Genomic DNA, 26,081 nt, shown 5'->3' with positions numbered 1-26,081 from the left:
GAATTCTGGGGTGCTTCAGACATATTGGTTCACTTTCGCCCGCCCGCTCGGCGGTAGCTCGATCAGTCGGTCTCGTCGGGGAAGGCGTTGGCGACCTTCCCGCTGCGCAGGCTGCCGTCCAGATAGGCCGACCGGCAGGCGCGCCGGCCGATCTTGCCGCTGGACGTGCGCGGGATGGCCCCGGCCGGGGTGAGCAGCACGTCGCGCACGGTGACGCCGTGGCGGACCGCGATGGCGGCGCGGATGTCGTCGGCGATCGGCGCCATGTCGAGCTTGTGCGCACCCGGCGCGCGTTCGCCGACGATCACCAACTGCTCGGAGCTGTCGTCCGGATTTCGCTTCAGGCCGGCGTGGGCGTTCTCGAACACCTCGTCGGGCAGCTGGTTGGCCGGTACCGAGAACGCGGCGACGAAACCGGTCCGCAGGGCCTTGGTGGCCTCTTGCGCCGAGTACTCGAGATCCTGCGGATAGTGGTTGCGGCCGTCGATGATCACCAGATCCTTGACCCGGCCGGTGATGTAGAGCTCGCCGTCGTGGTAGGCGCCGAGATCACCGGTGCGCACCCAGGTCGCGTCGTCGGCCGCGCCCGCGGCATGGCTGGACTCCGTGCGCGATTTGAGGATGTTGTGGAAGGTCGCCTCGGTCTCGGCCGGCTTGCCCCAGTACCCGGTGCCCATGTTCTGCCCGCTGATCCAGATCTCGCCGATCTGGCCGTCGGGCAGTTCGGTGGCGGTGTCGTGGTCGACGATCACCGCCCACTCCGCGACGCCGATCTTGCCGGCACCGGCCTGCGCGACTGCCTTGGGCGAATCCGAGGGCACCTCGACGAAGCGGTGATTGTTGAGCTCGTCGCGATCGACGGTGATGATCCGCGGCTCGGCACTGATCGGGGTGGTGGACACGAACAGCGTGGCCTCGGCCAGACCGTAGGACGGTTTGATCGCCTTGGGCTGGAACCCGAACGGCCCGAACGCCTGGTTGAAGCGGCGCACGGTGGCCGCCGAGATCGGTTCGCTGCCGTTGAGGATGCACTTGATATTCGACAGGTCCATCGGCGGTTCTCCGTCTTTGGGCACCCCGCGGGCCGCCGCATGGTCGAACGCGAAGTTCGGCGCCACGGAGATGACGCCACCGGTGTCGCCCTCCTTGCGGGCCATTTCGCGGATCCAGCGGCCGGGGCGGCGCACGAACGCGGCCGGCGTCATGAAGGTGATGTAGTGGCCGAGCATCGGCGACAGCAGCACCGTGATCAGACCCATGTCGTGGAAGAAGGGCAGCCACGACACACCGCGGTCACCCTCTTCGCCCTCCAGCGCCTCGATGACCTGGACGACGTTGGTGGCCAGGTTCAGGTGCGTGATCTGCACGCCGGTCGGGATGCGGGTGGAACCGGAGGTGTACTGCAGGTAGGCGATGGTCGTCTGGTCGACCTCGACCGGCTCCCAGGTGGCGCCGACCTCGTCGGGCACCGCGTCGACGGCGATGACGCGGGGGCGCTGGTTGGCCGGACGGGAGCGGAAGAACTTGCGCACCCCCTCGGCGGCGGCGGTGGTGGTCAGGATCGCCGACGGGTGGCAGTCGTCGAGCACGGCGTGCAGGCGTCCGACGTGGCCGGGCTCGTTCGGATCGAACAGCGGGACGGCGATGCGGCCGGAGTACAGCGTGCCGAAGAACGCCACCAGATAGTCGAGGTTCTGCGGGCAGAGGATCGCGACGCGGTCACCGGGCTGGGTGACCTGCTGCAGCCGGGCGCCGACGGCGCGGTTGCGGGCGCCGAAGTCGTTCCAGTTCAGATCCCGCGCGACACCGTCCCGCTCGGTGGAGAAATCCAGGAACCGGTAGGCGAGCTTGTCTCCACGCACCTTGGCCCATCGTTCGACGTGCCGCACCAAGTTGCCGTTGTCGGGGAACTTGATCAGTCCGTCCTTGATGAACGGGTTGTGAAAGGCCATCCCACTCTCCTGTCAAAAGCTCGCAGTCATCCCCCCGGGACCGCGCGAACCCCCAAACCTTCCAAAGGCTACTCGGGCTGGTGCACGCGCCGACCTCGACGCAACGCGCCGACCGCCGGTAATTCAGTCTTAGTTTTCTCTTAATGTAATGCGCGGATCCGGCGCTGGCCAAATCATCTTGGTCACGTGTCAACCATGTTTTGGTTGCGGCGCGTTCTCGATCAGATTCCGTGCCCAGTTCAGGGTCCACTGCGTCGCGGACTGCCCGTCCAGATTCCAGAACTGCGGTGTGGCGTACATCGCGTGAATGGGCTGGCCGGCACCGCCGGCCAGGGTCTCCAGCGTCTGGGGCAGGTTGACGATCGAGAACGCCGACTGCGGCGCCGCGCAGATCAGATCGCCGGGCGCGCAGATCTCGTTGGTGCGGTCGTTGAGCTGACCGAAGCCGCCGGGCCGGGGGCCGGTCATGGTCAGGCCGAGCGTCGACAGGGTCGGCACCTCGGCCAGCGTGATCTCCGCACCCACCCCGGGCGGGTTGGGTCCGATGTCCTGTCCGACGCCGGTCTGTCGGCGGCCGTCGGCGATCGCGGTGACACCGAGCACCAGATCCTGGTCGATGGGGCCGCGACCGTTGCCGATGTCGCTGGCCAGGTCGCCGGCGATCACCGCGCCCTGGGAGAACCCGATGATCACATAGCTGGTCAGCGGGCAGCGGTTGTTCATATCCGTCAGTGCCTTGACCGCCGCCTGGGTGCCCTCCGAGCGGCTGTCGTTGTAGGACATCTGCTTGTCGGCGGAGAACGGGTTGTGGAACTGGGCGGTGTAGGGGACCGTGTAGATCTCCAAGCGCGCATTGTCGAACTCGGCGCGCAGCGGATTGGTGACGCCCAGCAGCAGCGCGATGGGAAACTGGGTCGGGTTGAACGGGTCGAGCTGCGGTGAGGACTCCCAGGTGCCCGGGATGGACAGCAGTTGCACGTCGGGGCAGCTGGCGTCCTGGAACTCCGGGCGCGGCTTGCCGGTCGCGGGTCCGCTGGTCGGCGGTACGGCCGTCGGCGGCAGGGCGGTCTGCGGCGTGTCGGGCCGGCGCATGACCACCACGATGATGGCCACCACCAGCACCACCACCAAGACCATCGCCCCGGCCGCGGCCAGGGCGAGGATGCGGTGACGCTTTCGTCGGCTGTTGTTCGCCATATTCTCCTGCTAGCAGAGTCGTTCGGTTGCGATGCGAATGTAGTCGGCCGTCGCCGTGTCGACCTCACCCCTGGTGACGGCCGCCGTCGGCGGACGGACCGCACGCACGTCGCTGCGCACCAGCGGCAGGATGAAGTCCCACACCGCTTGATCGGACTGCTGGGCGGCGCGGGCCTGGCAGACCGAGGAGCCGATGGTCAGTGCCTGCAGCTGACTGGTCGACGCCACCCCGGCGGCGGCCAGCTCGTCGAGATAGACGCGCTGCTCACGGGTGACGCGCAGGGAGCCCGCGGTATCCGATGCCTCGGGCGCCTCGGGCAGGTCCCCGGGCCGCACCGGCGGTTCGGGTGCCAATGTGTCGGCCGTGCGCAACGCCTCCTGACTGCCGTCGGCGCAGGCGGCCGCCGCCAGCGCGAACGCGGCCAGCAGCGCGGCGCCGACCCCTCGACGGAGACGACGGCGGGCGGGACCCGCCCGCCACACCGTCAGGGCCGCATATTGCACCACACCACGGTACCGGCTGCCCAAAGCTGCTCCGAGGCAGCGACTTCGCGAAATGGCGCGCCGCCTACCGGATCGCGGTCACCAGCTCGCCGGACAGGGCGGCCAGCTGCGGGGCCCAGCTTCCCCAGCCGTGCTCCCCGGAAGCCGGGAAATCGAAGTGGCCGTTACTACCGCCGATCGCGCGGTAGTGCGCATAGAAGGCGCGGGCACTGCCCTGGGCCTGGTCGCAGTAGCCGATCATTGCCGCCGGGTCGACGCAGTTGGTGGTCGACGGGCTGTAGATCCACAGCCGGGTGTTGTTGTTGGCGAGCAGCTGGATGTGCACGTCGGGGTCGTGCCACTTCCAGCGGCCGAGTTGCGGCAGACCCCACATGTTGCGGGTGTCCACCCCGCCGAAGCGCATCAGCCCGGCGGTGATGGCGCCGTTCATGGCGGTCGCCGAGGGGGTGAGGAAGCCCGACATGGACCCCGCGTAGCGGAACCGGTCGGGATGGAAGGTCGCCATCATCAGGGCGCCGGTGCCGCCCTGGGCGGCGCCGACGATGCCGTGACCGCCTGGTGAGAGGCCTTTGTTGGCGGCCAGCCAGTCCGGCAGCTCGCTGGACAGGAAGGTCTCCCACTGGCGGCTGCCGTCCTGTTCCCAGTTGGTGTAGAGGCTCCACGCACCGCCGGCCGGAGCGGCGACCGACACACCCGTGCCGGCGAAGGTGCCCATGGCGTTACCCGCGGTCACCCAGTTGCTGACGTCGGGCGCGGCGTTGAAGGCGTCGAGCAGGAACACCGCATGCGGACCGCCGCCCTGGAAGGCGACCGGGATGGCGCGGCCCATCGCGGCCGAGGGCACCATCAGGTATTCGACCGGGTCGGCCTTTGCGGCGGATACCTCGGTGACCGACCACAACCCGGCGGCCAGGGCCACCGTCACGATCGCCCGCAACAACCCACGCATCATCATCTCCACCCTCTTCAGGTTGCGATTCGCCTTCACCCGATCCCGTAGGAAGTGAATCACACCCGCCCGACGGGACGGGTTCGAAACGGACCCCGCAACGGCCGACGGCGGCGACCCCGAGGGGATCGCCGCCGTCAGCGTTTCGTTCTACTTCGGTCAGCCAGCCGGCGCCGGAGCAGGCGCACCCGGCGGGGCCGGGGACGGCTGCGGGGTGGCACCCAGCACGCGCTGGATGTCCGGCTTCATCTGCTGGAGCTGCTGGCCCCAGTACTCCCAGCTGTGGGTACCGGCGGCCGGGAAGTTGAACACGCCGTTCTTACCGCCCGCGGCGATGTACTTCTCCTGGAAGGTCTCGTTGGTCCGCAGGGTGAAGCCCTCGAGGAACTTGGCGTTGAAGTTGTCGCCCGCGACCTGGCCGTTGATGTCGCCCGGCTTGCCGTTGCCGCAGAAGATCCAGATGCGGGTGTTGTTCGCGACGAGGCGGTCGATGTTGACCATCGGGTCGTTGCGCTTCCACGCCGGATCGCTCGACGGACCCCACATGTCCTCGGACTTGTAGCCGCCGGCGTCACCCATCGACAGGCCGACCAGCATGGGCCACCAGCCCTCGGACAGGTTCAGGAAGCCCGACAGCGACGCCGCGTACTGGAACTGCTGCGGGTAGTAGATCGCCAGGGTCAGCGCGGCCGAACCGGCCATCGACAAACCGACGGCGGCGGTGCGGCTGGAGTTCACGCCGCGCTGCGACGCCAGATAGGCGGGCAGCTCGGAGGTCAGGAAGGTCTCCCACTTGTAGGTGGTGCAACCGGCCTTGCCGCAGGCCGGCTTGTACCAGTCCGCGTAGAAGCTGGACTGGCCACCGACGGGCATGACCACCGACAGGCCGGAGTCGAGGTACCACTCGAACGCCGCGGTGTTGATGTCCCAGCCGTTGAAGTCGTCCTGGGCGCGCAGGCCGTCGAGCAGGTAGACACCGGGCGAGTTGGGTCCGCCGCTCTGGAACTGCACCTTGATGTCGCGGCCCATACCGGCCGACGGAACCATCAGGTACTCGACCGGAAGGCCGGGACGCGAGAACGCACCGGCGGTCGCCGAGCCCCCCGTGACGCCCACCAGCCCGGGCAGCACGGCAGTCGCCGTGACCATGGCCATGGCGCCCATCGTGAGCCGGCGCGGCATGGTTCTCACCGCGTCGCGCATCTTCCCAACGAAACTCATACCCCTACCTATCCCATCTGTCGTGAGCCGCAGCCGGTCGCCGGTCGAGCGGGGACCGGGCCACGTTGCTCGTGTAGTCAACCACACGAATATGTGATCGTTCTTTCCAGCAGGAGGCCCGAGACCGTCTCGACGGCGTTGATCTTGACGGTCTGTCGGGATCGCGGAGCCTGCCCTCGCGGACGCCCCGAAACCCGCGGACCCGCAGGCCCGCGGGGAAAACCGGTGGTGACACCGCCGTCGGTGCCGTGGTCCGACGCCTCGGCCCGCACGCCCGCAGACCGTGCCCGAAAAGAGATGTGACGCTTTTGGGCGTGGCGCACATCACAGCGTGTTGGTGCGTCGGCGCAACGGCAGTCGTGCTAAGCATTCGCACTCCTCCACCGTTGTTCGGACAGCGTTCACCGCGGTGTGGGGACACACCTGCCGGGGATATCGACCGGGCGATCCCGACCGTTACATCCGCCGCCTCACGGGCCGGTCGCCGGCAGGCCGGTGTACTCCGGAGGCGCGTCCTGGTCGACGGGTGCGGGGATGGGCAGTCCGCAGCGGATCAGTTCATAGCGGGGCACCCGGTCGATGCGGTACTGCGTCAGTTCGTAGGCATGCAGCAGATTCGACAGGAACCTGCGCGGACCCATCGGGGCTCGCACCGAGGTGAGCATGGCCTCGGTGGCCGGGCACTCCAGCGCCGCTTCGGCCTGGGCCACCCACTCCTGGTCGAGATACACCGGCAGATACTCCTCGGTCTTGAGGAACGGCCCCTCGGCCACCGCCCAGTCCGGGAAGAGATTCTTGTCGTGACCGATGCGGCCGTTCTCCAGTCGACGGGTGTGCGCCGCCAACGGATTGGCCAGCCCGATCTGGTCGATCACCCGGACGTCGAGGCCGACGTTCATGCTGACCATGCCGAGGTTGGTGAAGAAGACTGTGTGCGGACCCACCCAATTGGGCGGGGCGTCGGGGGGCGGCGGCACCGCGGGCACCACGTCCCACATGTCGTAGTTGCCCGCCGGCAGCAGCAGCGCCCCGTCGGGGGTGTTGTCCAGCGCCACCAGCATCGCCCGCATCCGCGGATAGTCCAGATAGTCGGCGGCGGTCAGCGGATGCGCATGTCCGGTGGCCTGGGCGTAGAACCGCCGCTCGTCGACGATGCCGCTGTCGGTGACCCGGGTGGCGTCGGCACCCATACCGGGCGAGTTGGCCGCCCACAGCGACCACCCGGCCACCGCCAGCCAGACCGCGCTGGTCGCCCCGGCCAGCAGATAGCCCGTCCCCCGCTGCAACCGGGCACCGTCGGGCAGCGCCACCGGGATGACGGCCACCGGGAGCAGCAGACAGAACAACGGGGTGAGCAACACCCGGCCGTGCATGAAGTCGCCGCCCTGACGCACCCAGTAGACGGCCTGTAGGACGCCGCTGAGCAGCATGAAGGCCACCACCGCCGGCGGGCTCTGCACGGCGCGGGCGAGCCGGCTGTACCCGGGCGCCGAGCGGTGCCGCACCCAGCCGGACCGGCCCGGCCGGCTGCGCATGAACAGCAGGACCGCGCCGAGGGCGGCGACCAGGACCAGCGGCAGCCACAGCGCGTACGGTTCGACGAAGTTGGTCAGATACGCGAACCCCTGCGACCACTTAGCACCCGAGGCGTCCTTGGCGACCGCGGTCCCGGGCACGATCAGCCCGTAGTAGCCCATCCGGAAGATCTGGTACGCCACCGGGACCAGTCCGCCGGCGACCACGATCAGCAGCCGGCGGCGCCAGGTACGGGCCGCGACCAGCTGCATCACCAGCGCCAGTCCGCCGATCAGCGCCAGTTCGGGGCGTACCAGCACGCTCATCCCGGAGACGAACGCCAGTGCCGTGGCGAACCGCCGGCTGACCGGTGACCGGTAGGCGTCACCGGGATACTCGCGCAGCGCCTGCGACCAGCGCACCATCATCCACCACAGCCCACCGAGATAGGTCAGCACCAGACCGTTCTCCAGCCCGGAGGTGGCGAAGTCGCGGGCCGGCGGTACCGCGATGTACACGAGCACCCCGGCGGGCAGCAGCAGGGCGCGCCGGCCGTGCAGGCTCGGCGCGTACAGCCGGGCGGTGCCGAGCATCGCCAGCACCACCCCGAGGACGGACAGCACCAGCGCGAAGGTCAGCGCCACGTACTCCAGTTGCACGGAGCCGCCGATCCAGGCGCCGACCGTGACGAGGTAGGACCACACCGTCGAGGTGTTGGCCTCGACGCGCTCACCGGCGTTGAAGACCGGCCCGTTGCCGGCCAGCAGATTGCGCACGGTGCGCAGCACGATCAGACCGTCGTCGGCGATCCAGCGGCGCTGCCACGCACCCCAGCCGAACAGCACGGCCACCACGACCACGCCGACCCACAGGCTCAACCGCGTCGTGGCTTCGCGCGACAGCCCGGGCAGTCGCCGTCGGTCAGCCGAAGAAGACGGCGGCACCGATGGTCCCGATCCATGCCACCGCCAGCAGCTGCAGCACCCGGTCGCGCAGGGCGATCTCCTCCGGTTCGCCGGCCATACCGCCGTCGACGTCGACCGCGTAGCGCAGTACCGCGACCGTGGTCGGAATGATGGTCACGGCGAACCAGCCGGCGTTGGCGCCGTCCCGCTCGAACGCCCACAGGCTGTAACAGACGACCATCGCGGTCGCCGACAGCGTCCACACGAAGCGCAGATAGCTGGTGGTGTAACTCTCCAGCGATTTGCGGATCTTGGCGCCGGTGCGTTCGGCGAGCTGCAATTCGGCGTAGCGCTTACCGGCCGCCATGAACAGCGACCCGAACGCCATCACCAGCAGGAACCACTGCGACAGCGGGATCCCTGCCGCCACACCGCCGGCGATCGCCCGGATCAGGAAGCCCGAGGACACGATGCAGATGTCCAGGACGGCCTGGTGCTTGAGGCCGAAGCAGTACGCCAGCTGGACCGCGATGTAGACGGCCATCACCAACGCCAAGTCGGGAGTCACCAGCCAGGACACCACCAGCGAGAGTGCGCCGAGCGCGACGGCCATCCCGTAGGCCAGATTCTCGGGCACCACACCGGCCGCGATGGGCCGGAACCGCTTGGTCGGGTGCTGACGGTCGGCCTCCACGTCGCGCGCATCGTTGACCAGGTAGATCGACGAGGCGGCGAGGCAGAACACCACGAACGCCAGCAGCACCTTGACCAGGACGGTGCGGTAGTCGTAGCTGAAACGCTCATCGCCGAGCGCCACCACCGGCGCCAGGAACACCAGGACGTTCTTCACCCACTGACGCGGGCGCAGCGCCTTGACGATTCCGGCCGGCAGGCTGCGCGGCGGACCCGTGACGGGTGCGGCTTCCTCACTCACCGGAACAGTGTCTCCCACGCCGGGCGGCCGGCCGCGCAGCCAGGCCGTCGGAGATCGCCGCGGTCGCCTGGGCCACGGCCGCACCGACCACGACTCCGGTGAGCACGTCGCTGGGGTAGTGCACCCCCAGGACCAGACGCGACAGCACCATCGGCGGCACCAGCGCCGCGGGCAGCGGGAGGCCGGTGATGCGGCCGAGCAGCAGCGCGGCGGCGGTGGTGGAGGTGGCGTGCGCCGACGGGAACGACAACCGGCTGGGCGTTCCCACCCCGACCACGATGTCCGGATGCCGGGGCCGCTCGCGGCGCACCACCCGCTTGATCACCACGGCGGCCGCGTGCGCGGCGAACGCCCCCACCCCGGCGGTCACCCATTCCCGGCGTCGGTCCCGGTCCAGCGCGGCGCCCACCGCGGCGACCGCCAGCCAGCCCGCGCTGTGCTCACCGAAATGCGACAGCGCACGCGCGCCGGTCAGCACTCCGGAACGTCCGGTCAGGGCGGCCTGCACCGCCACCAGCGCGGCATCTTCGCCGCGCGGCTGATCACTCATCGGTCATCGGACCTCGTGCGGGGAGAGCAGGACGGTCTCCCATTTCTGCGTACTCGACAGCACCGGCAGCGCGTCCCGGTAGACGCGTCGCATCCGGTTGAACTTGCGGGCCAGCCGGACGTGCTGGCGCATCGAGTCCTTCAGCAGGGCGAACATCTTCGCGCGGTCGCGTTGGCGGTACACCACACCGCGGCCGTCGGCGGTGGTCACGGTGACGCCGTCGACCTTGCAGAGCAGGAACCAGCGGGCGTCCTGGGTGGCGACGTTGAGCTGGGGCCGCTCGTGGTGTGCCGGGTTCTCCTTCTTGAGCTGATGGGCCACCCCCCGGACCAGCCGCAGCGCGATCCGCGGTGGCGAGGTGACCAGCCGGGTGTTCTTACGACGTTTCTCCGAGGGGGGCGGCAGCGCGGTGGCGCCGGGCAGCACGACGGCATCCGGATACTGCTCGCGCATCTTGCGCACCTCGGGCAGTGCGCTCTCCAGGATGGAGAAGATGTGCTCGGGTCCGCCGAGGAAGTCGGCCATCGCCTTGGTCTGGATCGCGACGGTCGAGTACTCCAGGCACAGCAGGTGTTTGAGCGTGGCCTTGACCGACGAGGCGAGCAGACCGCCCACCTGGCCGTCCCAGTGCATGGCCGCGACGACGAGCCGGTTGCGCAGATGGAAATAGGCCTGCCAGTCGATGGCGTCGTCCTTGTCGCTCCACGCCATGTGCCAGATCGCCGCACCGGGCAGGGTGACCGTGCCGTAACCGTGTTCGGCGGCGCGCAACCCGTAGTCGGCGTCGTCCCACTTGATGAACAGCGGCAGCGGCTGGCCCAGCTCCTCGGCGACCTGGCGCGGGATCATGCACATCCACCAGCCGTTGTAGTCGGCGTCGATGCGGCGGTGCAGCAGCTTGCTGCGCTCAGCGTCGTCGGACAGCGGGTACTTGGCGAAATCGTGGTCGTACTCCGCGTTCGGCGCCGCGGTCCACATGAAGTTCTCCTGGTTCACCACCTCGGCCATGATGTGCAGGTGGGAGGGCTCCTGCAGGTTGAGCATCTGCCCGCCGACCAGCGTCGGCCGCTTGGCGAAGCGGTTCATGGCCAGCGCGCGCAGGATCGAGTCCGGTTCGACGCGGATGTCGTCGTCCATGAACAGGATCTGCTCGCAGTCGGTGTTCTTCAGCGCCTCGTACATGACCCGGCTGTAGCCACCGGACCCGCCCAGGTTGGGCTGGTCGTGGATCCGCAGCCGGTCACCGAGTGCGGCCGCGGCGGCCGGGAAGTCGGGATGGTCCTTGGCCTTCTTGGTGCCCTGGTCGGAGACGATGACCGCGCCGACCACCTCGTCGACCAGCGGGTCCGACGTGAGTGCGGCGAGCGCGTTGACACAGTCGGCAGGCCGGTTGAACGTCGGGATGCCGACCGCGATGTTCGCCCGCCCGGGGGCGGGCTCACCGGCGTACCAGCCGGCACTGCGGACGGTGACCTCGGTGTCGGTGGTGATGTCGAACCAGATCCAGCCGCCGTCCTCGAACGGGCCGAGGTCGATCTCGAACTCGACGACACCGGGGCGCTCGGCGGTGCCGGACGCCTCGCTGCCGCCGACGGTGATGCGGGCTCCGGTCGCCTTGGTGCGGTACACGTCCACCCGCGCGTTGCCGGTGAGTTCGACCCGCAGCACCACCGCGTCCAGCGTCGACCAGCGCCGCCAGTAGCTGGCCGGGAAGGCGTTGAAGTAGGTGGCGAAGGAGACCTCGGAGTCCGATCCGATCTCCAGGGTGGTCCGCGAGGGCGCGTGGGCGCGACGCGCGTTGGTCTCCGATTCCTCTATATAGAGCTTGCGCACGTCGAGCGGTTCGCCCGGGCGGGGCAGGATCACGCGCGAGAGCAGGCTGACCGCGCGCGATTCGCCGGCGTCCAGCGCTCCGGTGGGGATTTCACTCATCTGTGGTGCCTTCTCAGTCGTCTCGGGGCGGCGTCAGCGCGGCTCCGTCGCGCAGATGCGGCGCCAGCGTGTTGTCGTACATGTTCAGCGCGCTGGCGATCGCCATGTGCATGTCGAGGTACTGGTAGGTGCCCAGCCGGCCCCCGAAGAGCACATTGGCCGATTCCGTCTCGGCCTTGGCCCGGGCACGGTAGGCCGCCAGCAGCGCGCGGTCGGACTCGGTGTTGATCGGATAGTAGGGCTCGTCGTCGGCGTCGGCGAACCGGGAGAACTCGCGCATGATCACGGTCTTGTCGGTCGGATAGGCGCGTTCGGGGTGGAAGTGCCGGAACTCGTGAATGCGCGTGTACGGGACATCGGCGTCGTTGTAGTTCATGACGGGGGTGCCTTGAAAATCCCCGGTGTCCAGGACTTCCAGTTCGAAGTCCAGCGTGCGCCAGCCGAGCCGCCCGTCGACGTAGTCGAAATAGCGGTCCAGCGGGCCGGTGTACACCACCGGCGCGTCGGGGGATTCGGCGCGAAGGGCGTCGCGCACGTCGAACCAGTCGGTGCTCAACCGCACCTCGATGCGGTCGTCGGCGGCCATGTTCTCCAGCCACCGGGTGTATCCCTCGACGGGCAGCCCCTCGTAGGTGTCGTTGAAGTAGCGGTTGTCGAAGGTGTACCGGACCGGGAGCCGGTTGATCGTCGAGGCGGGCAGTTCCTTCGGGTCGGTCTGCCACTGTTTGGCGGTGTAACCCTTGACGAACGCCTCGTAGAGCGGGCGCCCGATCAGGGAGATCGCCTTCTCCTCCAGGTTGGCGGCCTCGGCGGTGTCGATTTCGGCGGCCTGTTCGGCGATCAGCGCGCGCGCCTCGTCCGGGGTGAAGTAGCGCCCGAAGAACTGGCTGACCAGCCCCAGCCCCATCGGGAACTGATAGGCCTGCCCGTCATAGAGCGCGAACACCCGGTGCTGGTAGCCGGTGAAGTCGGTGAACGTCCGCACGTAGTCCCACACCCGCTGGTTGGAGGTGTGGAACAGGTGTGCGCCGTAGCGGTGCACCTCGATCCCGGTCTGCGGTTCGGGCTCGGAGTAGGCGTTGCCGCCGAGGTGGTCGCGCCGCTCGACCACCAGAACGCGCTTGCCGAGTTGAGTGGCGACGCGCTCGGCGATCGTCAGGCCGAAGAAGCCGGAGCCGACCACGATCAGGTCGAATGGACCGGCGGAAGCTGGAGCGGTCATCGGCAGCAAGGGTATCCGACCCGGGCCGGTGAGCCCGACCGGCAACCCCGGCGGCCGGTCGGACGACTAGGTCGCGATTCGCTCACGATTGTGCATCGTCACTCTAGTACCAGAAGTCTCAGCCGTACCATCGAACACGTCGGCGCCTGAGCGGAAACGACGAGCTTGCGCGTCACATGTATCGAAATCTCCACCGCGAGAACACCTAGTAGTCCATGTATTGAGGAGACTTCCGTGCCGAACCGACGCCGCACCAAGGCTTCGTCAGCCATGAGCGCGTTCGCCGCCGTGGCCGTCGCAAGTCCGATCGCCGGGATCGCCGTGACCCAGCTGTCCGGCCCGAGCGATGAACCTCAGCACCGAGAATTCGTCCAGGCCGCGCTGGTCACCGATCTGCCCAGCGAACTGATCGGCGCGCTGTCGCAGGGGCTGTCCCAGTTCGGCATCAACCTGCCGACCGGCATCCTCGGCGGAACCCCCGCCGCGTCGCCCGTGCTGACCACTCCCGGGCTGGCCACCCCGGGCCTGACCGCACCCGGCCTCACCCCGCCCGGCCTGACCGCACCCGGCCTCACCCCGCCGGGCCTGACCGCACCGGGCCTCACGACACCCGGCCTGACCGCGCCGGGGCTGTCGGTGCCGCCGGTGAGCGCGACCGCGCCGGGCCTGACCGCGCCCGGCCTCACCGCCCCCGGTCTGACCGATCCCGGGCTGACCAATCCGGCACTGACGAATCCCGGCCTGACCAGCCCGCTCGGCGACACCGCAGGGCTGACCGATCCGGGGCTCACCGCGCCCGGCCTCACCGCACCGGGTCTCACGGCACCGTCGGTCCCGGGCCTGGATCCGGCGCTGGCGCCGATCTCCAATTCGGCGCTGACCGCACCCGGTGAGATCCCGATCTCGGCACCGCTGACCGCCGACCCGGCGCTGGGCACGTACCCCATCCTCGGCGATCCGTCACTGGCGGCACTCTCCCCGGCGGCCGCCCCCAGCGGCGGGTTGATCAGCGATCTGTCCAGCGCGGCGAACCAGCTCGGCGCCGGTCAGGCGATCGATCTGCTCAAGGGGATCGTGATGCCGGCGATCACCGGCGCCATCAAGTCCGCCACCCCCGGCGCCGTCCCCGCCGTGCCGCCGATCCCGGTTCCGCCCCCCGCCTAGACCTGTTGCCGAACGGCACCGCAGAAGCCCTGCGCTCTGCGGTGCCGTTGCATGCGGCGATCCACTACCCAATTCACACCGTGTCGAAACACCAGTAACACAAGACACATACGTAACATCGGTCCGTGCTGTCCCGCCGACCCGCGCCGTCGATCTTCTACACCGCCATTGCGGCGACGATCGTCATGTTGCCGTTGGCGATCGATGGTGTCTCCGGGGACGCCGCCGATCAGCCGGCGGTCGAGGACCTCACGCTGACCGAACAACCCCTCGAGGGACTCGGCGGCGGCGAGACCATCCGGGAGATCCATCAGGACACTCCGTTCGCGATGGTGGCGCTGACCGCGGCCGACCTGACCGGGACCTCGGCGCGGGTGCGGGCCAAGAAGGACGACGGCTCCTGGGGCCCCTGGTACGACGCCGAGCCGCTCGAGGGCGCGGGCGACGGGGCCGGCGCCGCACCCGGCGCGGTCACCGGCACCGATCCGGTGTTCGTCGGCCGGACCACCACGGTGCAGATCTCGGTCACCCGGCCGGCCGGTGCGGCACCCACCGGCGGCGGCGGACGACCCGCACCCCCGGACGGAAAGCCGAAGCTGGGCTACATCCCGGCCAACGTCGAGGCGCCGATCGCGCAGAACCTCAACGCGGTCCTGATCAGCCCGCCGCAGGCGCCCGTCGACGGCGTGCCGTTGCCCAACGCCGCGATGACCCCCGGTGTGCCCCCGCGCATCATCAGCCGGGCACAGTGGGGCGCCGACGAATCGATGCGCTGCGGCGCCCCCCGGTACGACCGCGCCGTCCGCGCCGGCATCGTGCACCACACGGCCGGCAGCAACGACTACGCCCCCGAGGATTCCGCGGGAATGGTGCGGTCGATCTACGAGTACCACACCCGCACGCTGGGCTGGTGCGACATCGGCTACAACGCCCTGGTCGACAAATACGGCCAGGTGTTCGAAGGTCGGGCCGGCGGGATGGACCGGCCGGTCGAAGGCTCACACACCGGCGGTTTCAACACCGACACCTGGGGTGTGGCGATGATGGGCAACTTCGAGGTGGTGCCGCCCACGCCGGTGCAGCTGCGCAACACCGGGCGGCTACTGGGCTGGCGCCTCGGCCTCGACCACGTCGACCCGCTGGGCACCGTGGTCCTGACGTCGGCGGGTGGCTCGTTCACCCACTTCCCGCAGGGCGCGACGCCGACGCTGCCGTCGATCTTCACCCACCGCGACGTCGGCATCACCGAATGCCCGGGCAACGCCGCCTATGCGGCGATGGGTGAACTGCGGGCGATCGCGGCCCGTTTCAACAAACCCCCCGGCCCCGAGGATCTCGCCGAATCGTTGCGCGGCGGCGCCATCTACGACCGCTGGGCGAAGCTGGGCGGGATGGCCAGCCCGCTGGGCGCCCCGACCACCCCCGAGGCCGCCGGCGCGGACAACTCCCGTTACGTCCGCTTCGACCGCGGCGCGATCTACTGGTCGCCGGTCAGCGGCGCGGCGCCCCTCACCGGCGCGATCTACGACGCCTGGGGATCACTGGGCTTCGAACGCGGCGCACTGGGCCTGCCCACCAGCGGCGAGATCCACGAGCCGCTGTGGATCAAACAGAACTTCCAGCACGGGACCCTGAACTTCGACCGGGAGAAGGGCACCGTCACCCGGGTCATCGACGGTGTCCCCCTGGAACTCCCGCCGGCGTCCTCGCACACCCCGCCGGTTCAGCTCGAGCGGTTCAGCGCACCGATCAGCCCGCTCAGCTAGCTACATCCACCAGCGCTCGAGCACCCGCGCGAGACCGTCGTCACTGTTGCGGGCCGTGACCTCGTCGGCGGCGGCGATCGCCTCGGGATGGGCGTTGCCCATTGCGACGCCGTGTCCGGCCCAGCGCAGCATCGGGATGTCGTTGGGCATGTCGCCGAAGGTGACGACGTCGGCGGCGAGTAACCCGCGGGGCCGGGCCAGCTCGGCCACCCCGGTCGCCTTGCTGATCCCCGGCGGCACCACCTCGATGAGCCCGTTGTTGGTCGAATACGTGATGTCACCCTCGGCGCCGAGATGTTTGACCAGCTCGGCAGCCATGTCCGCGCTGGTCGCGCCGGCCTTGCGGATCAGCAGCTTGACCGCGGGGGCGCTCAGCAGATCCTCGAGCGACACCTCGGTGTTGTCGGGGTTCAACCACGCATGCTCATAGCCCGGTGAGCTGACGAACTGCGGGGTGGCCGCATCGTGTGCCGACCGGCCGACCCGCTCGACGGCCAATCCGGCGCCGGGAATGGCGCGGGTGGCGATGTCGGCGAGCTGGCGCAGCGCCTCGGTCGACAGCGTGCGGGCCGAGACGATCCGGTCGGTGGCGGGGTCGTAGACCACGGCGCCGTTGGCGCACACCGCCATCGGGGCCAACCCCAGTGCGTCGACCACCGGCGCGATCCAGCGCGGTGGGCGACCGGTGGCCAACACGAACTGCGCGCCGGCGTCGACGGCGGCGTGGACCGCGGCACGCGTGCGCGGCGATACCTTCTCGTCGTCGTCGAGCAGCGTGCCGTCCACATCCGTGGCGATCATCGCGGGAAGTGTCATCGAGGCGCTCTGCTCTCTCCTTCTGGGCCTTCTCCTGTGCGCCGGCGAGCCCGTTCGGCCAGCTCGGCTTCCTCGAGGCGCCTGGCCTCGGCCGGTGTGGGCGCTGCGCCGCCGAGGCGCTGCGGCACCCAGAACGCACCCGCCGGGTGGTCATACCCGTCCTGCGCCCGGTGCAACAGGGCGGTCATCGTTTCGCGCAATGCCGTTCCCAGCACGGCGACGGTACCGCTCGGCGCCAACGCTGGGCCGACCTCGACCGCGATCGGGATCTTTCGGCGGCCCAACGCCCGCGGATGGTCCTTGGTCCAGATCCGCTGCGCCCCCCAGACGATCAGCGGGACGATCGGCACGCCGGCCTCCTGGGCCATCCGTACCGCGCCGGTCTTGAACTCCTTGAGCTCGAAGCTGCGGCTGATCGTGGCTTCCGGATACACCCCGACCAGTTCACCGGCTCGCAGCGATTCGACGGCGACGGCATAGGCCCCGGCACCCGCTCGCCGGTCGACCGGGATGGTGCCGGTGTGCCGGATCAGGAACCCGACCGCGGCCACCTGCTCCATCTCGGACTTGATCATGAACCGCAGCCGGCGGCCGCGGTGCTTGACCGCCAGAGCGGCGGGCAACCAGTCGACATAGCTGGTGTGGTTGATCGCCACCACCGCGCCGCCGTCGGTGGGAATGTGCTCGAGCCCCTGGTAGCTGATGCGCGTTCCGGTGATCCTGGTGACCGCTTCGGCGGTGACCTCCAGCGCACGAAAAACCGGCTCCATGGGGGCTAACCCGTGGAGTCCGCTGCGCCGGGATCCGGGCGGCGGCCCTCCCGCGCCGCCGCCTTGGCCGCGGCTTCCTCGAGGTCCATCCGGTTGGCTTCGGCGAGCGTCGGCGCACCGCCGCCGAGCCGATGCGGCACCCAGAATTCGCCGGGCGGGTGCGGACCGTAGGCGTCCTGGACCCGTTCGAGCAGGTGCTGCATGCGGTGGTGCAGCAGTGCGGTCAGCTCCGGTGCGGGCAGCGTCGGCGCGATGGGTTCACCGACGGCGACGGAGATCGGCACCTTCGGGCGCAGCAGCTTCTTGGGGTGGCCCTTGGTCCAGATCCGCTGCGCCCCCCACACGATGTGCGGGACGATGGGCACGCCGGCGGCGATGGCCATCCGCGCCGCGCCGGATTTGAACTCCTTGATCTCGAAGCTGCGGCTGATCGTGGCCTCGGGATAGACGCCGACCAGCTCGCCGGCCGCGAGCGCGCGACAGGCGTGTTCGAACGATGCGGCACCGCTGTCCCGGTCGACCTCGATGTGGCGCAGGCTGCGCATGATGGGTCCGGTGATCTTGTGGTCGAAGACCTCTTTCTTCGCCATGAACCGGACCTTGCGGCCCAGCCCCTGCCGGTAGGCGGGCAGCCCGGCGAAGGTGAAGTCGAAGTAGCTGGTGTGGTTGATCGCCACGACCGCGCCGCCGGTCCTTGGCAGGTTCTCCACGCCGGTGACGGTGAAGGTCAGCCCCTGCATCCGCCAGGCCAGCCGGGCGAGCTGGATGACTGTTCCGTACACCGGTTCCACAGGCTCAGCGTAGTGCGCACCACACGGGCCGGGGGCAAGGCCGCCGGGCGCTTAGACTGGACGGGCGCAAGCAACCGCGCCGACAGCGCGCAGAAGGGGCAACAGTGCAGGTCACAAGCGTCGGCCACGCCGGCTTCCGGATCGACACCACCGCGGGCAGCATCCTGTGCGACCCCTGGGTGAACCCGGCATATTTCGCCTCGTGGTTCCCGTTCCCGGACAACAGCGGGCTCGACTGGGCGGCTCTGGGAGATGTGGACTACCTCTACGTGTCGCACCTGCACAAGGACCACTTCGATCCGGCCAACCTGAGCGCGCACGTCAATAAGGACGCGGTGGTGCTCCTGCCGGACTTTCCGGTGCCGGATCTGCGCCGGGAGCTGGAGAAGTTGGGCTTCCATCGGTTCTTCGAGACCACCGACTCGGTCAAGCACCGGGTCAGCGGCCCCAAGGGCGACCTCGAGGTGATGATCATCGCGCTGCGCGCGCCCGCCGACGGCCCGATCGGGGACTCGGGTCTGGTGGTGTCCGACGGCGTCACCACGGCGTTCAACATGAACGACGCCCGGCCGGTCGACCTCGACGTCCTGGCCGCGGACTTCGGCGACATCGACGTCCACATGCTCCAGTACTCGGGTGCCATCTGGTATCCGATGGTCTACGACATGCCGGCGCGCGCCAAGGAGGCCTTCGGCACCCAGAAGCGGCAACGGCAGATGGACCGCTGCCGGCAGTACATCGCGCAGGTGGGCGCCACCTGGGTCATTCCCTCGGCCGGGCCGCCGTGCTTCCTGGACGACGAGCTGCGCGGCCTCAACGACGACCACGGCGATCCGGCGAACATCTTCCCGGACCAGGTCGTGTTCCTGGACCAGATGAGGCGCCACGGCCACGACGGCGGCTTGCTGATGATCCCCGGTACGACGGCCGAATTCACCGGCGCACAGCTGGATTCGCTCCGGCACCCGCTGCCCGAGGACGAGGTGGAGGCGATCTTCACCACCGGCAAGGCCGAGTACATCGAGGCCTATGCGCAGCGGATGGCCCCGGTGCTCGCCGCGGAGAAGGCGGCCTGGGCGCACGCCGAAGGCGAGCCGCTACTGGAGCCGCTGCGTGCGCTGTTCGAGCCGATCATGGTGCAGAGCGATCAGATCTGCGACGGTATCGGCTATCCCGTCGAACTGCGGCTGACCGGTCGCGGACACCAGGAGACCGTGGTCCTCGACTTTCCGAAACGCATTGTCCGCGAAGCCATCGCGGACGAGAAATTCCGGTACGGCTTCGAGATCGGCAGTGAACTCGTGCGCACCGTGCTGCGCGACGACGAACCGGACTGGGTGAACACGATCTTCCTGTCCACCCGGTTCAGAGCCTGGCGGGTCGGCGGCTACAACGAGTACCTGTACACCTTCTTCAAATGCCTCACCGACGAGCGGGTCGCCTATGCCGACGGTTGGTTCGCCGAGGCGCACGACGACACCGCGTCGATCGACATGGGTGGCTACCAGTTCCAGCGGCGCTGCCCGCACCTGAAGGCGGACCTGTCGAAATTCGGCGTGGTCGAAGGCGCCACCCTGACCTGCAATCTGCACGGCTGGCAGTGGAATCTGGACACCGGCCGGTGTCTGACCACCAAGGGCCACGAGTTGCGCACCGGGCGGCCGTGAGCGCGCCGCGGCAGTACTACGACGACGGGCTGGTCCAGCTCGACCGTCTGGCGATCACGTTGCGGCGCTACCACTTTCCCTCCGGCACCGCCAAGGTGATCCCGTTGAGCAGGGTCCGCGGCTACACCGCTGAGCCGCTGAACGTCGTGCACCGCTACCGGATGTGGGGCAGCTCGGATCTGCGCCGCTGGTTGCCGCTGGACATCCGCCGGCCGTTCAAGTCGACACTGGTCACCCTGGACGTGCCGGGCAACCGCTGGCGCCCGGCGTTCACCCCCGCGGATCCGGCCGACTTCACCGCCCGGCTCGACGAGCTCCTCGGGAAGTGAAGCGCCGCACCGGCTAACCGCGGGCGGACACCCGCTGGCGCAGCTCCGAGGTCTCCTCGGATTCGGTGTCATAGACCCGCACGATCGCCTCGTCGCCGGGCTGCAGAAAGGTCGACTCACCCAATTCGGTGTAGCGCGTCGCACCGATGCCGATCAGCACGTGGTCCGGGTGACCGGCGCCGGCCATCAGCGCGCCGACGTCCTCGAGCGGCGTTCCCTCGGCGCCCTTCTGGTTGGCCAGCCGCTCGACCACCCAGTCCAGCAGCACCTCTCCGTAGTAGGAGTAGCCGAGCAGGGGACTGTCCAGTCCGTACGCGTGCTCGTTGCCGTCGCGATCGCGCAGGAAGCAGGCCAGCCGCAGGGTGGCGGTCGGACCGTCGGGGGTCAGATCGTCGATGTCGAAGAAGTGCGGCGCCACTCCCTTGGACGCGGGACCCCAGTTCTTCTTGTGGCTGATCTTCGGGGCGCCGGGGCGGCGGATCGAGCAGTCGTTGAACGCGCCGAGGGCGAACGGGTGCAACCGGGTCACGGTGTCGCCGTCCCAGTCCACCCGGCAGGCCAACGCGACCTCGGGTTCGATCTGCAGGTTCAACGGTTCGGCGCTGTCGGGGAGCACGATGGCGTCGCTGGACAGCGGAAACTCGCCGAGGAAGCCGTCGTCGCCCGGCACATACCAGGGGAAGATGCCCTTCGGCGCGTTGGTCTCGGCGACGACGCTGACGAAATCGCTTGCCTCCCCGGCTTGTTCGAGGTGGCCGGCGAAGTTGCCGGCCACGCCGAAACCGAACCAGCTGCGCAGGTCGGATAGGTCGATGTTCATTTCGGCTCCAACACCCCGGTGCCGACGAACGGCACCAGTGCTTCGGGCAGCCGGACACTGCCGTCCGGTTGCTGATGGTTCTCCAGGATCGCGACCAGCCAGCGCGTGGTGGCCAGCGTGCCGTTGAGCGTCGCGGCGATCTGCGGTTTGCCGTTGTCGTCGCGGTAGCGGGTGGCCAGGCGGCGGGCCTGGAACGTCGAACAGTTCGACGTCGAGGTCAGCTCCCGATAGGTCTGCTGGGTGGGCACCCAGGCCTCGCAGTCGAATTTGCGCGCCGCCGACGCGCCGAGATCGCCTGCGGCGATGTCGATCACGCGATAGGGGACGTCGATCAGAGCGAGCATCTCGCGCTGCCAGTCGAGCAGCCGCCGGTGTTCGTTCTCGGCGTCCTCGGGCTTGCAGTAGACGAAGCCCTCCACCTTGTCGAACTGGTGCACCCGAATGATGCCTCGGGTGTCCTTGCCGTAGCTGCCGGCTTCGCGGCGGAAGCACGACGACCAGCCGGCGTAGCGGCGCGGCCCGTCGGACAGGTCGAGGATCTCGCCGGAGTGATACCCGGCCAGCGGGACCTCCGAGGTACCGACCAGATAGAGGTCGTCCTCCTCGATGCGGTAGATCTCGTCGGCGTGGGCGCCGAGGAACCCGGTGCCCGCCATCACCTCGGGACGCACCAGCACCGGCGGGATCATCAGGGTGAAACCGTTCTGCGTGGCCAGCCGGACGGCGAGCTGCATCAGTCCCAGCTGGAGCAGCGCGCCCACACCGGTGAGGAAGTAGAACCGCGATCCCGACACCTTCGCGCCGCGCTCCATGTCGAACAGGCCCAGCGACTCCCCGAGCTCGAGGTGGTCCCTGGGGTGCTCGAGTGCGGGCGGTTCGCCGACCACGTCGAGTACCGCGAAATCGTCCTCGCCGCCGGCCGGCACACCGTCGATGATGAGGTTGGAGATGGCCAGATGCGCCGCGGTGAACGCCGTCTCCGCCTCGGCCTGGGCGACCTCGGCGGCTTTGACGTCCTCGGCGAGTTTCTTTGCCGCCTCGAGCAGCGCGGGCCGCTCCTCGGGGGACGCCTTGCCGACCCGCTTGCTGGCGGCCTTCTGTTCGGCCCGCAGGGTGTCCGCGGCCGAGATGGCGGCCCGGCGCGTGGTGTCGGCGCGCACGAGGGCGTCGACGAGTGCGGGGTCCTCGCCGCGGGCCCGCTGTGAGGCACGCAGCGCGTCGGGGTCTTCGCGCAGCAGCTTGAGGTCGATCACGGCCGCAACATTACTTTCGGCCGGTCACCGCGGGCCGGGCGCCTGGCACAACCCCATAACATTACAAACGCATCACTTGTCACACCGCCCGACACGCCTGTCACAATGGAGCCGATGCTCGAGGCACCCGAACGCGACGACCAGGCACCCGACGGCCACAACGGTCCGGCGGGCCGGGCCCCGTGGTGGCACAGCCTGCAGGCCGCATCGACCCGCCGGGCCCTGCTGTTGACCGCACTGGGCGGGCTGTTGATCGCCGGAGTGATCACCGCGCTGCCGATCAGCCAGGGCGCCGACGGCTCCGGGCTGGCCGCCAGTGCGATCTCGCTGGGCCCCCGCGGCAACGCCACCTTCAACCACGCCAAGAGCGGCGATTGCCTCACCTGGCCCGACCGCGACCCCGACTCGGCGGAGATCGTCGACTGCGCCGCGGAGCACCGCTTCGAAGTGGCCCAGTCGGTCGATATGCGCACCTTCCCGGGCAGCGAATACGGCCCCGACGCCGCACCGCCGTCGCCGGCCCGGATCCAGCAGATCAGCCAGGAACAGTGCCAGGCCGCGGTCCGGCGCTATCTCGGCCCGCGCTTCGACCCCAACAGCCGCTTCACCATCAGCATGCTGTGGTCCGGCGACAAGGCGTGGCGGCAGTCCGGCGAACGCCGCATGCTGTGCGGTCTGCAGTTGCCCGGCCCGAACAACCAGCAGATCGCCTTCACCGGCAAGGTCGCCGACATCGACCAGTCGAAGGTGTGGCCGGCGGGCACCTGCCTGGGTATCGACCCGACCACCAACCAGCCGACCGACATCCCGGTCGACTGCGCCGCTCCGCACGCGATGGAGGTCACCGGGTCGGTCAACCTCGCCGAGCGTTTCCCGGCCGGTCTGCCGCCGGAGCCCGAGCAGGACACGTTCATCAAGGACACCTGCACCAAGCTGACCGATGCCTACCTGGCCCCGATCCAGCTGCGCAACACCACACTGACGCTCATCTACAGCACCGTGTCGCTGCCGAGCTGGTCGGCGGGCAGCCGCCAGGTGTCGTGCAGTATCGGCGCGACACTGGGCAACGGCGGCTGGTCCACCCTGCTCAACAGCGCCAAGGGTCCGCTGCAGATCAACGGGCAGCCGCCGGTGCCGCCGCCGGACATCCCGGAGGAGCGGCTCAACCTGCCGCCGATCCCGATGCCCGACGCGGTCGACAGCTCCTCGCAGCTCAGCGACGAGTCGAGCGCCGGCACCACCAGCGACCAGAGCCAGGAGACGGGCGTTCCCCACGTGCCCGTGCCCACCACGACGCCCACCGCGACGTCGTCGGCGCCCGCTCCGGCCGCGACCGAGACACCGGCACCCACCGAGGGCGCACCCCCCGGCCAGGGCAACACCTTCCTCAACGGTCCCCCGCCCGCCCCGGCGGCGCCCGCCCCGCCCGGACCGCCCGCGGCTCAACCGTTACCGCCTCCCCCGGCAGCGCCCGCACCACCGCCACCGCCCGGGCCGCCGGCGGATCCGCTGCTGCCGCCGCCGCCCGCACCGGCAGGTCCGTAGGCAGGTGCCCGTCCGGATGAGCGCACAGCGGTTCGACGAGCTGGTATCCGATGCGCTCGACCTGATCCCGCCCGAACTCGCCGCCGCCATCGACAACGTCGTGGTCCTGGTGTCGGATCGGCACGAAGACGAACCCGATCTGCTCGGGCTCTACGAGGGCATCGCGCTGACCGAGCGCGATCACACCTACGCCGGATCGCTGCCGGACACCATCACCATCTACCGCGACGCGCTGTTGGACGTCTGCGAGAGCGACGAGCAGGTTGTCGAGGAGGTCGCGATCACCGTGATCCACGAGATCGCCCACCACTTCGGCATCGACGACGACCGGTTGCACGAACTCGGCTGGGCCTGAGCGCGGCAACCGCGTGCTGTCGGCGCGAGGTGCTAGAACGGGGCCATGACCATCCTGTGCCGGGAATGCCGGGCCGGGCTGGAACATTGCCACGGCACTGTCATCCACCACGCCCGCCATCGGAGTGAATGCACCGAGGACGACTGCACCACCCCCGAGGTGCTGCATGCGTTCAGCATCGACTGCGACGCGGTCGGTTGCGTCTGCGCCGAGATCACGATCGTCGACCGCCGCGAGGCGATCTGACCTGTCAGCCCATCGGATCGGCGGACGACAGCGCGTCGCCCACCGGGTCGACGCCGGGTTCGGGGTAGAACGGCGGTGTCAGCGCACCCCACTGCACACAGCTCCAGCGCCCGTCGGTGATCGGGGCGAGCACCACGGTCTCGGTGTTGGCCAGGTGGTGGTCCAGCGCGAAGCTGCCGTCCACGCCCGCCAGCACCGCTGCGACCAGTCGAATGGCTGCGCCGTGGCTGACCACCACGATGTCACCCTGCCAGTCGTCGTCGTCGAGATGGCGCATCCGGAGCTGTGTCAGCACCGGGACGTACCGGTCCAGGACGTCGTTACCGGTCTCGCCACCGGGCATCGGCACGTCCAGGTCGCCCGAGTGCCAGCGCTGGTAGATCGACTCGAATTCGGCGATCGCGTCGTCGTCGTTGCGCATCTCCAGCGATCCGACCTGCACCTCGTGCAAACCGTCGAACTCCTGCGGCGCCAGGCCGGTCGCACCGGCGATCTCGCCTGCGGTCTGCGCCGCGCGCAACGCCAACGAATGGGTCAGCAGCGTCGGTGGATGGGTCAGCACACCGGGCACCTTGCGGGCCTGTTCGCGGCCGAGGTCGGTCAGCGCGGCACCCGGCGGCCGGGTGTCGAGCCGACGCTCGACGTTGGCGTGGGACTGGCCGTGCCGGACCAGCACGAGTCGCCCGCTCATCGGTCCTCCCCCTGCCGCAGTCCGGTCAGCCAGCGTGTCGCGTCGTCGCCGCCCGGCGGCACCGCACCCGCGGGCGCCCCGGTCGGCCAGGAACCCAGATATCGCACATCTGCACAACGTCGGTGCAGCGCCTTGAGTGCCTCGGCGACCGCGTCGTCGTCGAGATGGCCGACGAAATCGAGGAAGAAGACGTAGACGCCCATCTCGGTGCGGGTGGGCCGGGACTCGATGCGGGTCAGATCGATGTCGCGGATCGACAGCTCGGTCATCGCGTTGACCAGGGCGCCCGGGGTGTTGGGCACCCGCAGCACCACCGAGGTGCGGTCGACACCGGTGCGGGCCGGCGGCGGGGCCGGCACACCGACGAGGACGAAGCGGGTGCGGGCGTTCGCCTCGTCGACGACTCCCGCCGCCAGGCTGCGCAGGTGGTAGCGCTCGGCAGCCAGGGCGGTGGTCACACCGGCGTCGGCGCGGCCTTCGGCAACGTCGACCGCCGCGGCGGCGTTGGAGTGGGCCGGCACCACCCGGGCGTCGGGCAGCTGCGCGGCCAGCCATCGACGCACCTGCGCGGCGGCGACGGGAAAGGCCGCGACGGTGTCGATGTCGCCGGTGCGGTCCGGGCGGTCCGGGCGGACCACGATGCTGAACGCGACGTCGAGGGTGAGTTCGGCGAAGATCTGCAGCCGCGTACCCGCGGCCAGGCTGTCCAGCGTCGGAGAGATCGAGCCGTCGATCGAGTTCTCGATGGGTACGCACGCGAAGTCGACGGTTCCGTCGCGCACGGCGGCCAGCGCGGCCGGATTGCTCTCGGTCGGGACGGCGGTCATCTCGCCCCCGCCCGGCACCAGGCCGCCGCTGATCATCCGCCGCAGCGCCGACTCGGTGAAGGTCCCCTCCGGGCCGAGGTAGGCGATGCGCGGCACGCCCCAACCCTATCGGCTGGCGCCGGGCCGGCCGAGGGAACGCCTTGCGCCGACACCGAGCGCA

Annotated in this window: 24 protein-coding genes; 7 read left to right on the top strand and 17 right to left on the bottom strand. The window is 69.4% G+C overall.

The features are described from left to right. Positions 1 to 62: 62 nt before the first annotated feature. From fadD32 to glf, 10 genes are all read right to left on the bottom strand, one after another. Complete coding sequence (gene fadD32, locus ACN27E_RS19515) at positions 63 to 1,952, bottom strand: long-chain-fatty-acid--AMP ligase FadD32 (protein WP_422743937.1); 1,890 nt, start codon at positions 1,950 to 1,952, stop codon at positions 63 to 65. 189 nt (positions 1,953 to 2,141) lie between these two features. Continuing rightward, the gene (locus ACN27E_RS19510) at positions 2,142 to 3,149 is read right to left on the bottom strand and encodes a cutinase family protein (protein WP_422743935.1); all 1,008 of its coding nucleotides are present in this window, start codon (positions 3,147 to 3,149) and stop codon (positions 2,142 to 2,144) included. 9 nt (positions 3,150 to 3,158) lie between these two features. After that, positions 3,159 to 3,653, bottom strand: a complete 495-nt coding sequence (locus tag ACN27E_RS19505; RefSeq protein WP_422743933.1) for a hypothetical protein — start codon at positions 3,651 to 3,653, stop codon at positions 3,159 to 3,161. A 64-nt stretch (positions 3,654 to 3,717) separates the two neighbouring features. Then, entirely contained in the window at positions 3,718 to 4,605 is an 888-nt protein-coding gene (locus ACN27E_RS19500; protein WP_422749986.1) for an alpha/beta hydrolase-fold protein, read from the bottom strand. A gap of 156 nt (positions 4,606 to 4,761) precedes the next feature. Next, on the bottom strand, positions 4,762 to 5,823 hold the full coding sequence (locus ACN27E_RS19495) for an esterase family protein (protein ID WP_422743932.1): 1,062 nt from the start codon (positions 5,821 to 5,823) through the stop codon (positions 4,762 to 4,764). A gap of 470 nt (positions 5,824 to 6,293) precedes the next feature. Then, entirely contained in the window at positions 6,294 to 8,282 is a 1,989-nt protein-coding gene (zomB, locus tag ACN27E_RS19490) for a flagellar motor control protein ZomB (protein ID WP_422743931.1), read from the bottom strand. Then, the gene (locus ACN27E_RS19485) at positions 8,260 to 9,177 is read right to left on the bottom strand and encodes a decaprenyl-phosphate phosphoribosyltransferase (RefSeq protein ID WP_422743928.1); all 918 of its coding nucleotides are present in this window, start codon (positions 9,175 to 9,177) and stop codon (positions 8,260 to 8,262) included. Before ACN27E_RS19485 ends, zomB begins: the two co-directional genes overlap by 23 nt. Continuing rightward, entirely contained in the window at positions 9,170 to 9,727 is a 558-nt protein-coding gene (locus tag ACN27E_RS19480) for a phosphatase PAP2 family protein (protein ID WP_422743926.1), read from the bottom strand. Before ACN27E_RS19480 ends, ACN27E_RS19485 begins: the two co-directional genes overlap by 8 nt. 3 nt (positions 9,728 to 9,730) lie before the next feature. Further along, on the bottom strand, positions 9,731 to 11,659 hold the full coding sequence (locus ACN27E_RS19475) for a glycosyltransferase (protein ID WP_422743924.1): 1,929 nt from the start codon (positions 11,657 to 11,659) through the stop codon (positions 9,731 to 9,733). Between the two features lie 13 nt (positions 11,660 to 11,672). Beyond that, positions 11,673 to 12,890, bottom strand: a complete 1,218-nt coding sequence (gene glf / locus ACN27E_RS19470; protein WP_422743922.1) for a UDP-galactopyranose mutase — start codon at positions 12,888 to 12,890, stop codon at positions 11,673 to 11,675. Between the two features lie 225 nt (positions 12,891 to 13,115). Here glf and ACN27E_RS19465 point away from each other — a divergent pair, with 225 nt between their 5' ends. Then, positions 13,116 to 14,045 (top strand): hypothetical protein, encoded by a 930-nt coding sequence (locus tag ACN27E_RS19465; protein WP_422743921.1) that lies wholly within the window; start codon positions 13,116 to 13,118, stop codon positions 14,043 to 14,045. 125 nt (positions 14,046 to 14,170) lie between these two features. Beyond that, entirely contained in the window at positions 14,171 to 15,811 is a 1,641-nt protein-coding gene (locus ACN27E_RS19460) for an N-acetylmuramoyl-L-alanine amidase (protein WP_422743920.1), read from the top strand. On the opposite strand, the gene ACN27E_RS19455 is transcribed toward ACN27E_RS19460, so the two are convergent. From ACN27E_RS19455 to ACN27E_RS19445, 3 genes are read right to left on the bottom strand one after another with little or no spacing between them, the layout of a single operon-like run. Continuing rightward, on the bottom strand, positions 15,812 to 16,627 hold the full coding sequence (locus tag ACN27E_RS19455; RefSeq protein WP_422743918.1) for an HAD family hydrolase: 816 nt from the start codon (positions 16,625 to 16,627) through the stop codon (positions 15,812 to 15,814). Further along, positions 16,624 to 17,397 carry a lysophospholipid acyltransferase family protein gene (locus ACN27E_RS19450; RefSeq protein WP_422743916.1) on the bottom strand — a complete coding sequence of 258 codons (774 nt, stop codon included), beginning with the start codon at positions 17,395 to 17,397 and terminating at the stop codon, positions 16,624 to 16,626. The genes ACN27E_RS19455 and ACN27E_RS19450 overlap by 4 nt, the downstream gene beginning before the upstream one ends. A gap of 5 nt (positions 17,398 to 17,402) precedes the next feature. Further along, the gene (locus tag ACN27E_RS19445) at positions 17,403 to 18,188 is read right to left on the bottom strand and encodes a lysophospholipid acyltransferase family protein (protein WP_422743915.1); all 786 of its coding nucleotides are present in this window, start codon (positions 18,186 to 18,188) and stop codon (positions 17,403 to 17,405) included. A gap of 104 nt (positions 18,189 to 18,292) precedes the next feature. On the opposite strand from ACN27E_RS19445, the gene ACN27E_RS19440 reads away from it, so the two are divergent. Next, positions 18,293 to 19,855: a Rieske 2Fe-2S domain-containing protein gene (locus ACN27E_RS19440; RefSeq protein ID WP_422743913.1), complete on the top strand. Its 1,563-nt coding sequence runs from the start codon at positions 18,293 to 18,295 to the stop codon at positions 19,853 to 19,855. Next, complete coding sequence (locus ACN27E_RS19435) at positions 19,852 to 20,184, top strand: hypothetical protein (RefSeq protein WP_422743912.1); 333 nt, start codon at positions 19,852 to 19,854, stop codon at positions 20,182 to 20,184. The genes ACN27E_RS19440 and ACN27E_RS19435 overlap by 4 nt, the downstream gene beginning before the upstream one ends. 13 nt (positions 20,185 to 20,197) lie before the next feature. On the opposite strand, the gene ACN27E_RS19430 is transcribed toward ACN27E_RS19435, so the two are convergent. Both ACN27E_RS19430 and serS read right to left on the bottom strand, forming a co-directional pair. Continuing rightward, positions 20,198 to 21,004 (bottom strand): DUF5718 family protein, encoded by an 807-nt coding sequence (locus ACN27E_RS19430; protein ID WP_422743911.1) that lies wholly within the window; start codon positions 21,002 to 21,004, stop codon positions 20,198 to 20,200. Next, positions 21,001 to 22,257, bottom strand: a complete 1,257-nt coding sequence (serS, locus tag ACN27E_RS19425; RefSeq protein WP_422743909.1) for a serine--tRNA ligase — start codon at positions 22,255 to 22,257, stop codon at positions 21,001 to 21,003. Before serS ends, ACN27E_RS19430 begins: the two co-directional genes overlap by 4 nt. Before the next feature lie 105 nt (positions 22,258 to 22,362). Between serS and ACN27E_RS19420 the strand changes: the two genes are divergently transcribed. The 3 genes from ACN27E_RS19420 to ACN27E_RS19410 are packed head-to-tail and all read left to right on the top strand — an operon-like array spanning position 22,363 to position 24,403. After that, positions 22,363 to 23,802, top strand: coding sequence for a septum formation family protein (locus ACN27E_RS19420; RefSeq protein ID WP_422743907.1), 1,440 nt, complete (start codon positions 22,363 to 22,365; stop codon positions 23,800 to 23,802). Between the two features lie 4 nt (positions 23,803 to 23,806). Further along, complete coding sequence (locus ACN27E_RS19415) at positions 23,807 to 24,157, top strand: metallopeptidase family protein (RefSeq protein WP_422743905.1); 351 nt, start codon at positions 23,807 to 23,809, stop codon at positions 24,155 to 24,157. Between the two features lie 45 nt (positions 24,158 to 24,202). After that, positions 24,203 to 24,403, top strand: a complete 201-nt coding sequence (locus ACN27E_RS19410) for a hypothetical protein (protein WP_422743903.1) — start codon at positions 24,203 to 24,205, stop codon at positions 24,401 to 24,403. Positions 24,404 to 24,407: 4 nt separating this feature from the next. On the opposite strand, the gene ACN27E_RS19405 is transcribed toward ACN27E_RS19410, so the two are convergent. Then, the gene (locus ACN27E_RS19405; RefSeq protein WP_422743902.1) at positions 24,408 to 25,094 is read right to left on the bottom strand and encodes a histidine phosphatase family protein; all 687 of its coding nucleotides are present in this window, start codon (positions 25,092 to 25,094) and stop codon (positions 24,408 to 24,410) included. Further along, on the bottom strand, positions 25,091 to 26,017 hold the full coding sequence (gene pheA / locus ACN27E_RS19400; RefSeq protein ID WP_422743900.1) for a prephenate dehydratase: 927 nt from the start codon (positions 26,015 to 26,017) through the stop codon (positions 25,091 to 25,093). The genes ACN27E_RS19405 and pheA overlap by 4 nt, the downstream gene beginning before the upstream one ends. Positions 26,018 to 26,081 lie beyond the last annotated feature (64 nt).

It is taken from the genome of Mycobacterium sp. WMMD1722 (genome assembly GCF_049315205.1).
Classification (GTDB): domain Bacteria; phylum Actinomycetota; class Actinomycetes; order Mycobacteriales; family Mycobacteriaceae; genus Mycobacterium.
The sequence above is the reverse complement of the archived record's forward strand: the minus strand, read 5'-3'. Positions and strand labels throughout refer to the sequence as shown.

Coding starts and splice junctions, on each gene's coding strand:
- fadD32 (WP_422743937.1), bottom strand. CDS start 1,952: ATGGCCTTTCACAACCCGTTCATCAAGGACGGACTGATCAAGTTCCCC.
- ACN27E_RS19510 (WP_422743935.1), bottom strand. CDS start 3,149: ATGGCGAACAACAGCCGACGAAAGCGTCACCGCATCCTCGCCCTGGCC.
- ACN27E_RS19500 (WP_422749986.1), bottom strand. CDS start 4,605: ATGATGCGTGGGTTGTTGCGGGCGATCGTGACGGTGGCCCTGGCCGCC.
- ACN27E_RS19495 (WP_422743932.1), bottom strand. CDS start 5,823: ATGAGTTTCGTTGGGAAGATGCGCGACGCGGTGAGAACCATGCCGCGC.
- ACN27E_RS19480 (WP_422743926.1), bottom strand. CDS start 9,727: ATGAGTGATCAGCCGCGCGGCGAAGATGCCGCGCTGGTGGCGGTGCAG.
- ACN27E_RS19475 (WP_422743924.1), bottom strand. CDS start 11,659: ATGAGTGAAATCCCCACCGGAGCGCTGGACGCCGGCGAATCGCGCGCG.
- ACN27E_RS19455 (WP_422743918.1), bottom strand. CDS start 16,627: ATGACACTTCCCGCGATGATCGCCACGGATGTGGACGGCACGCTGCTC.
- ACN27E_RS19450 (WP_422743916.1), bottom strand. CDS start 17,397: ATGGAGCCGGTTTTTCGTGCGCTGGAGGTCACCGCCGAAGCGGTCACC.
- ACN27E_RS19430 (WP_422743911.1), bottom strand. CDS start 21,004: ATGAACATCGACCTATCCGACCTGCGCAGCTGGTTCGGTTTCGGCGTG.
- ACN27E_RS19420 (WP_422743907.1), top strand. CDS start 22,363: ATGGAGCCGATGCTCGAGGCACCCGAACGCGACGACCAGGCACCCGAC.
- ACN27E_RS19410 (WP_422743903.1), top strand. CDS start 24,203: ATGACCATCCTGTGCCGGGAATGCCGGGCCGGGCTGGAACATTGCCAC.
- ACN27E_RS19405 (WP_422743902.1), bottom strand. CDS start 25,094: ATGAGCGGGCGACTCGTGCTGGTCCGGCACGGCCAGTCCCACGCCAAC.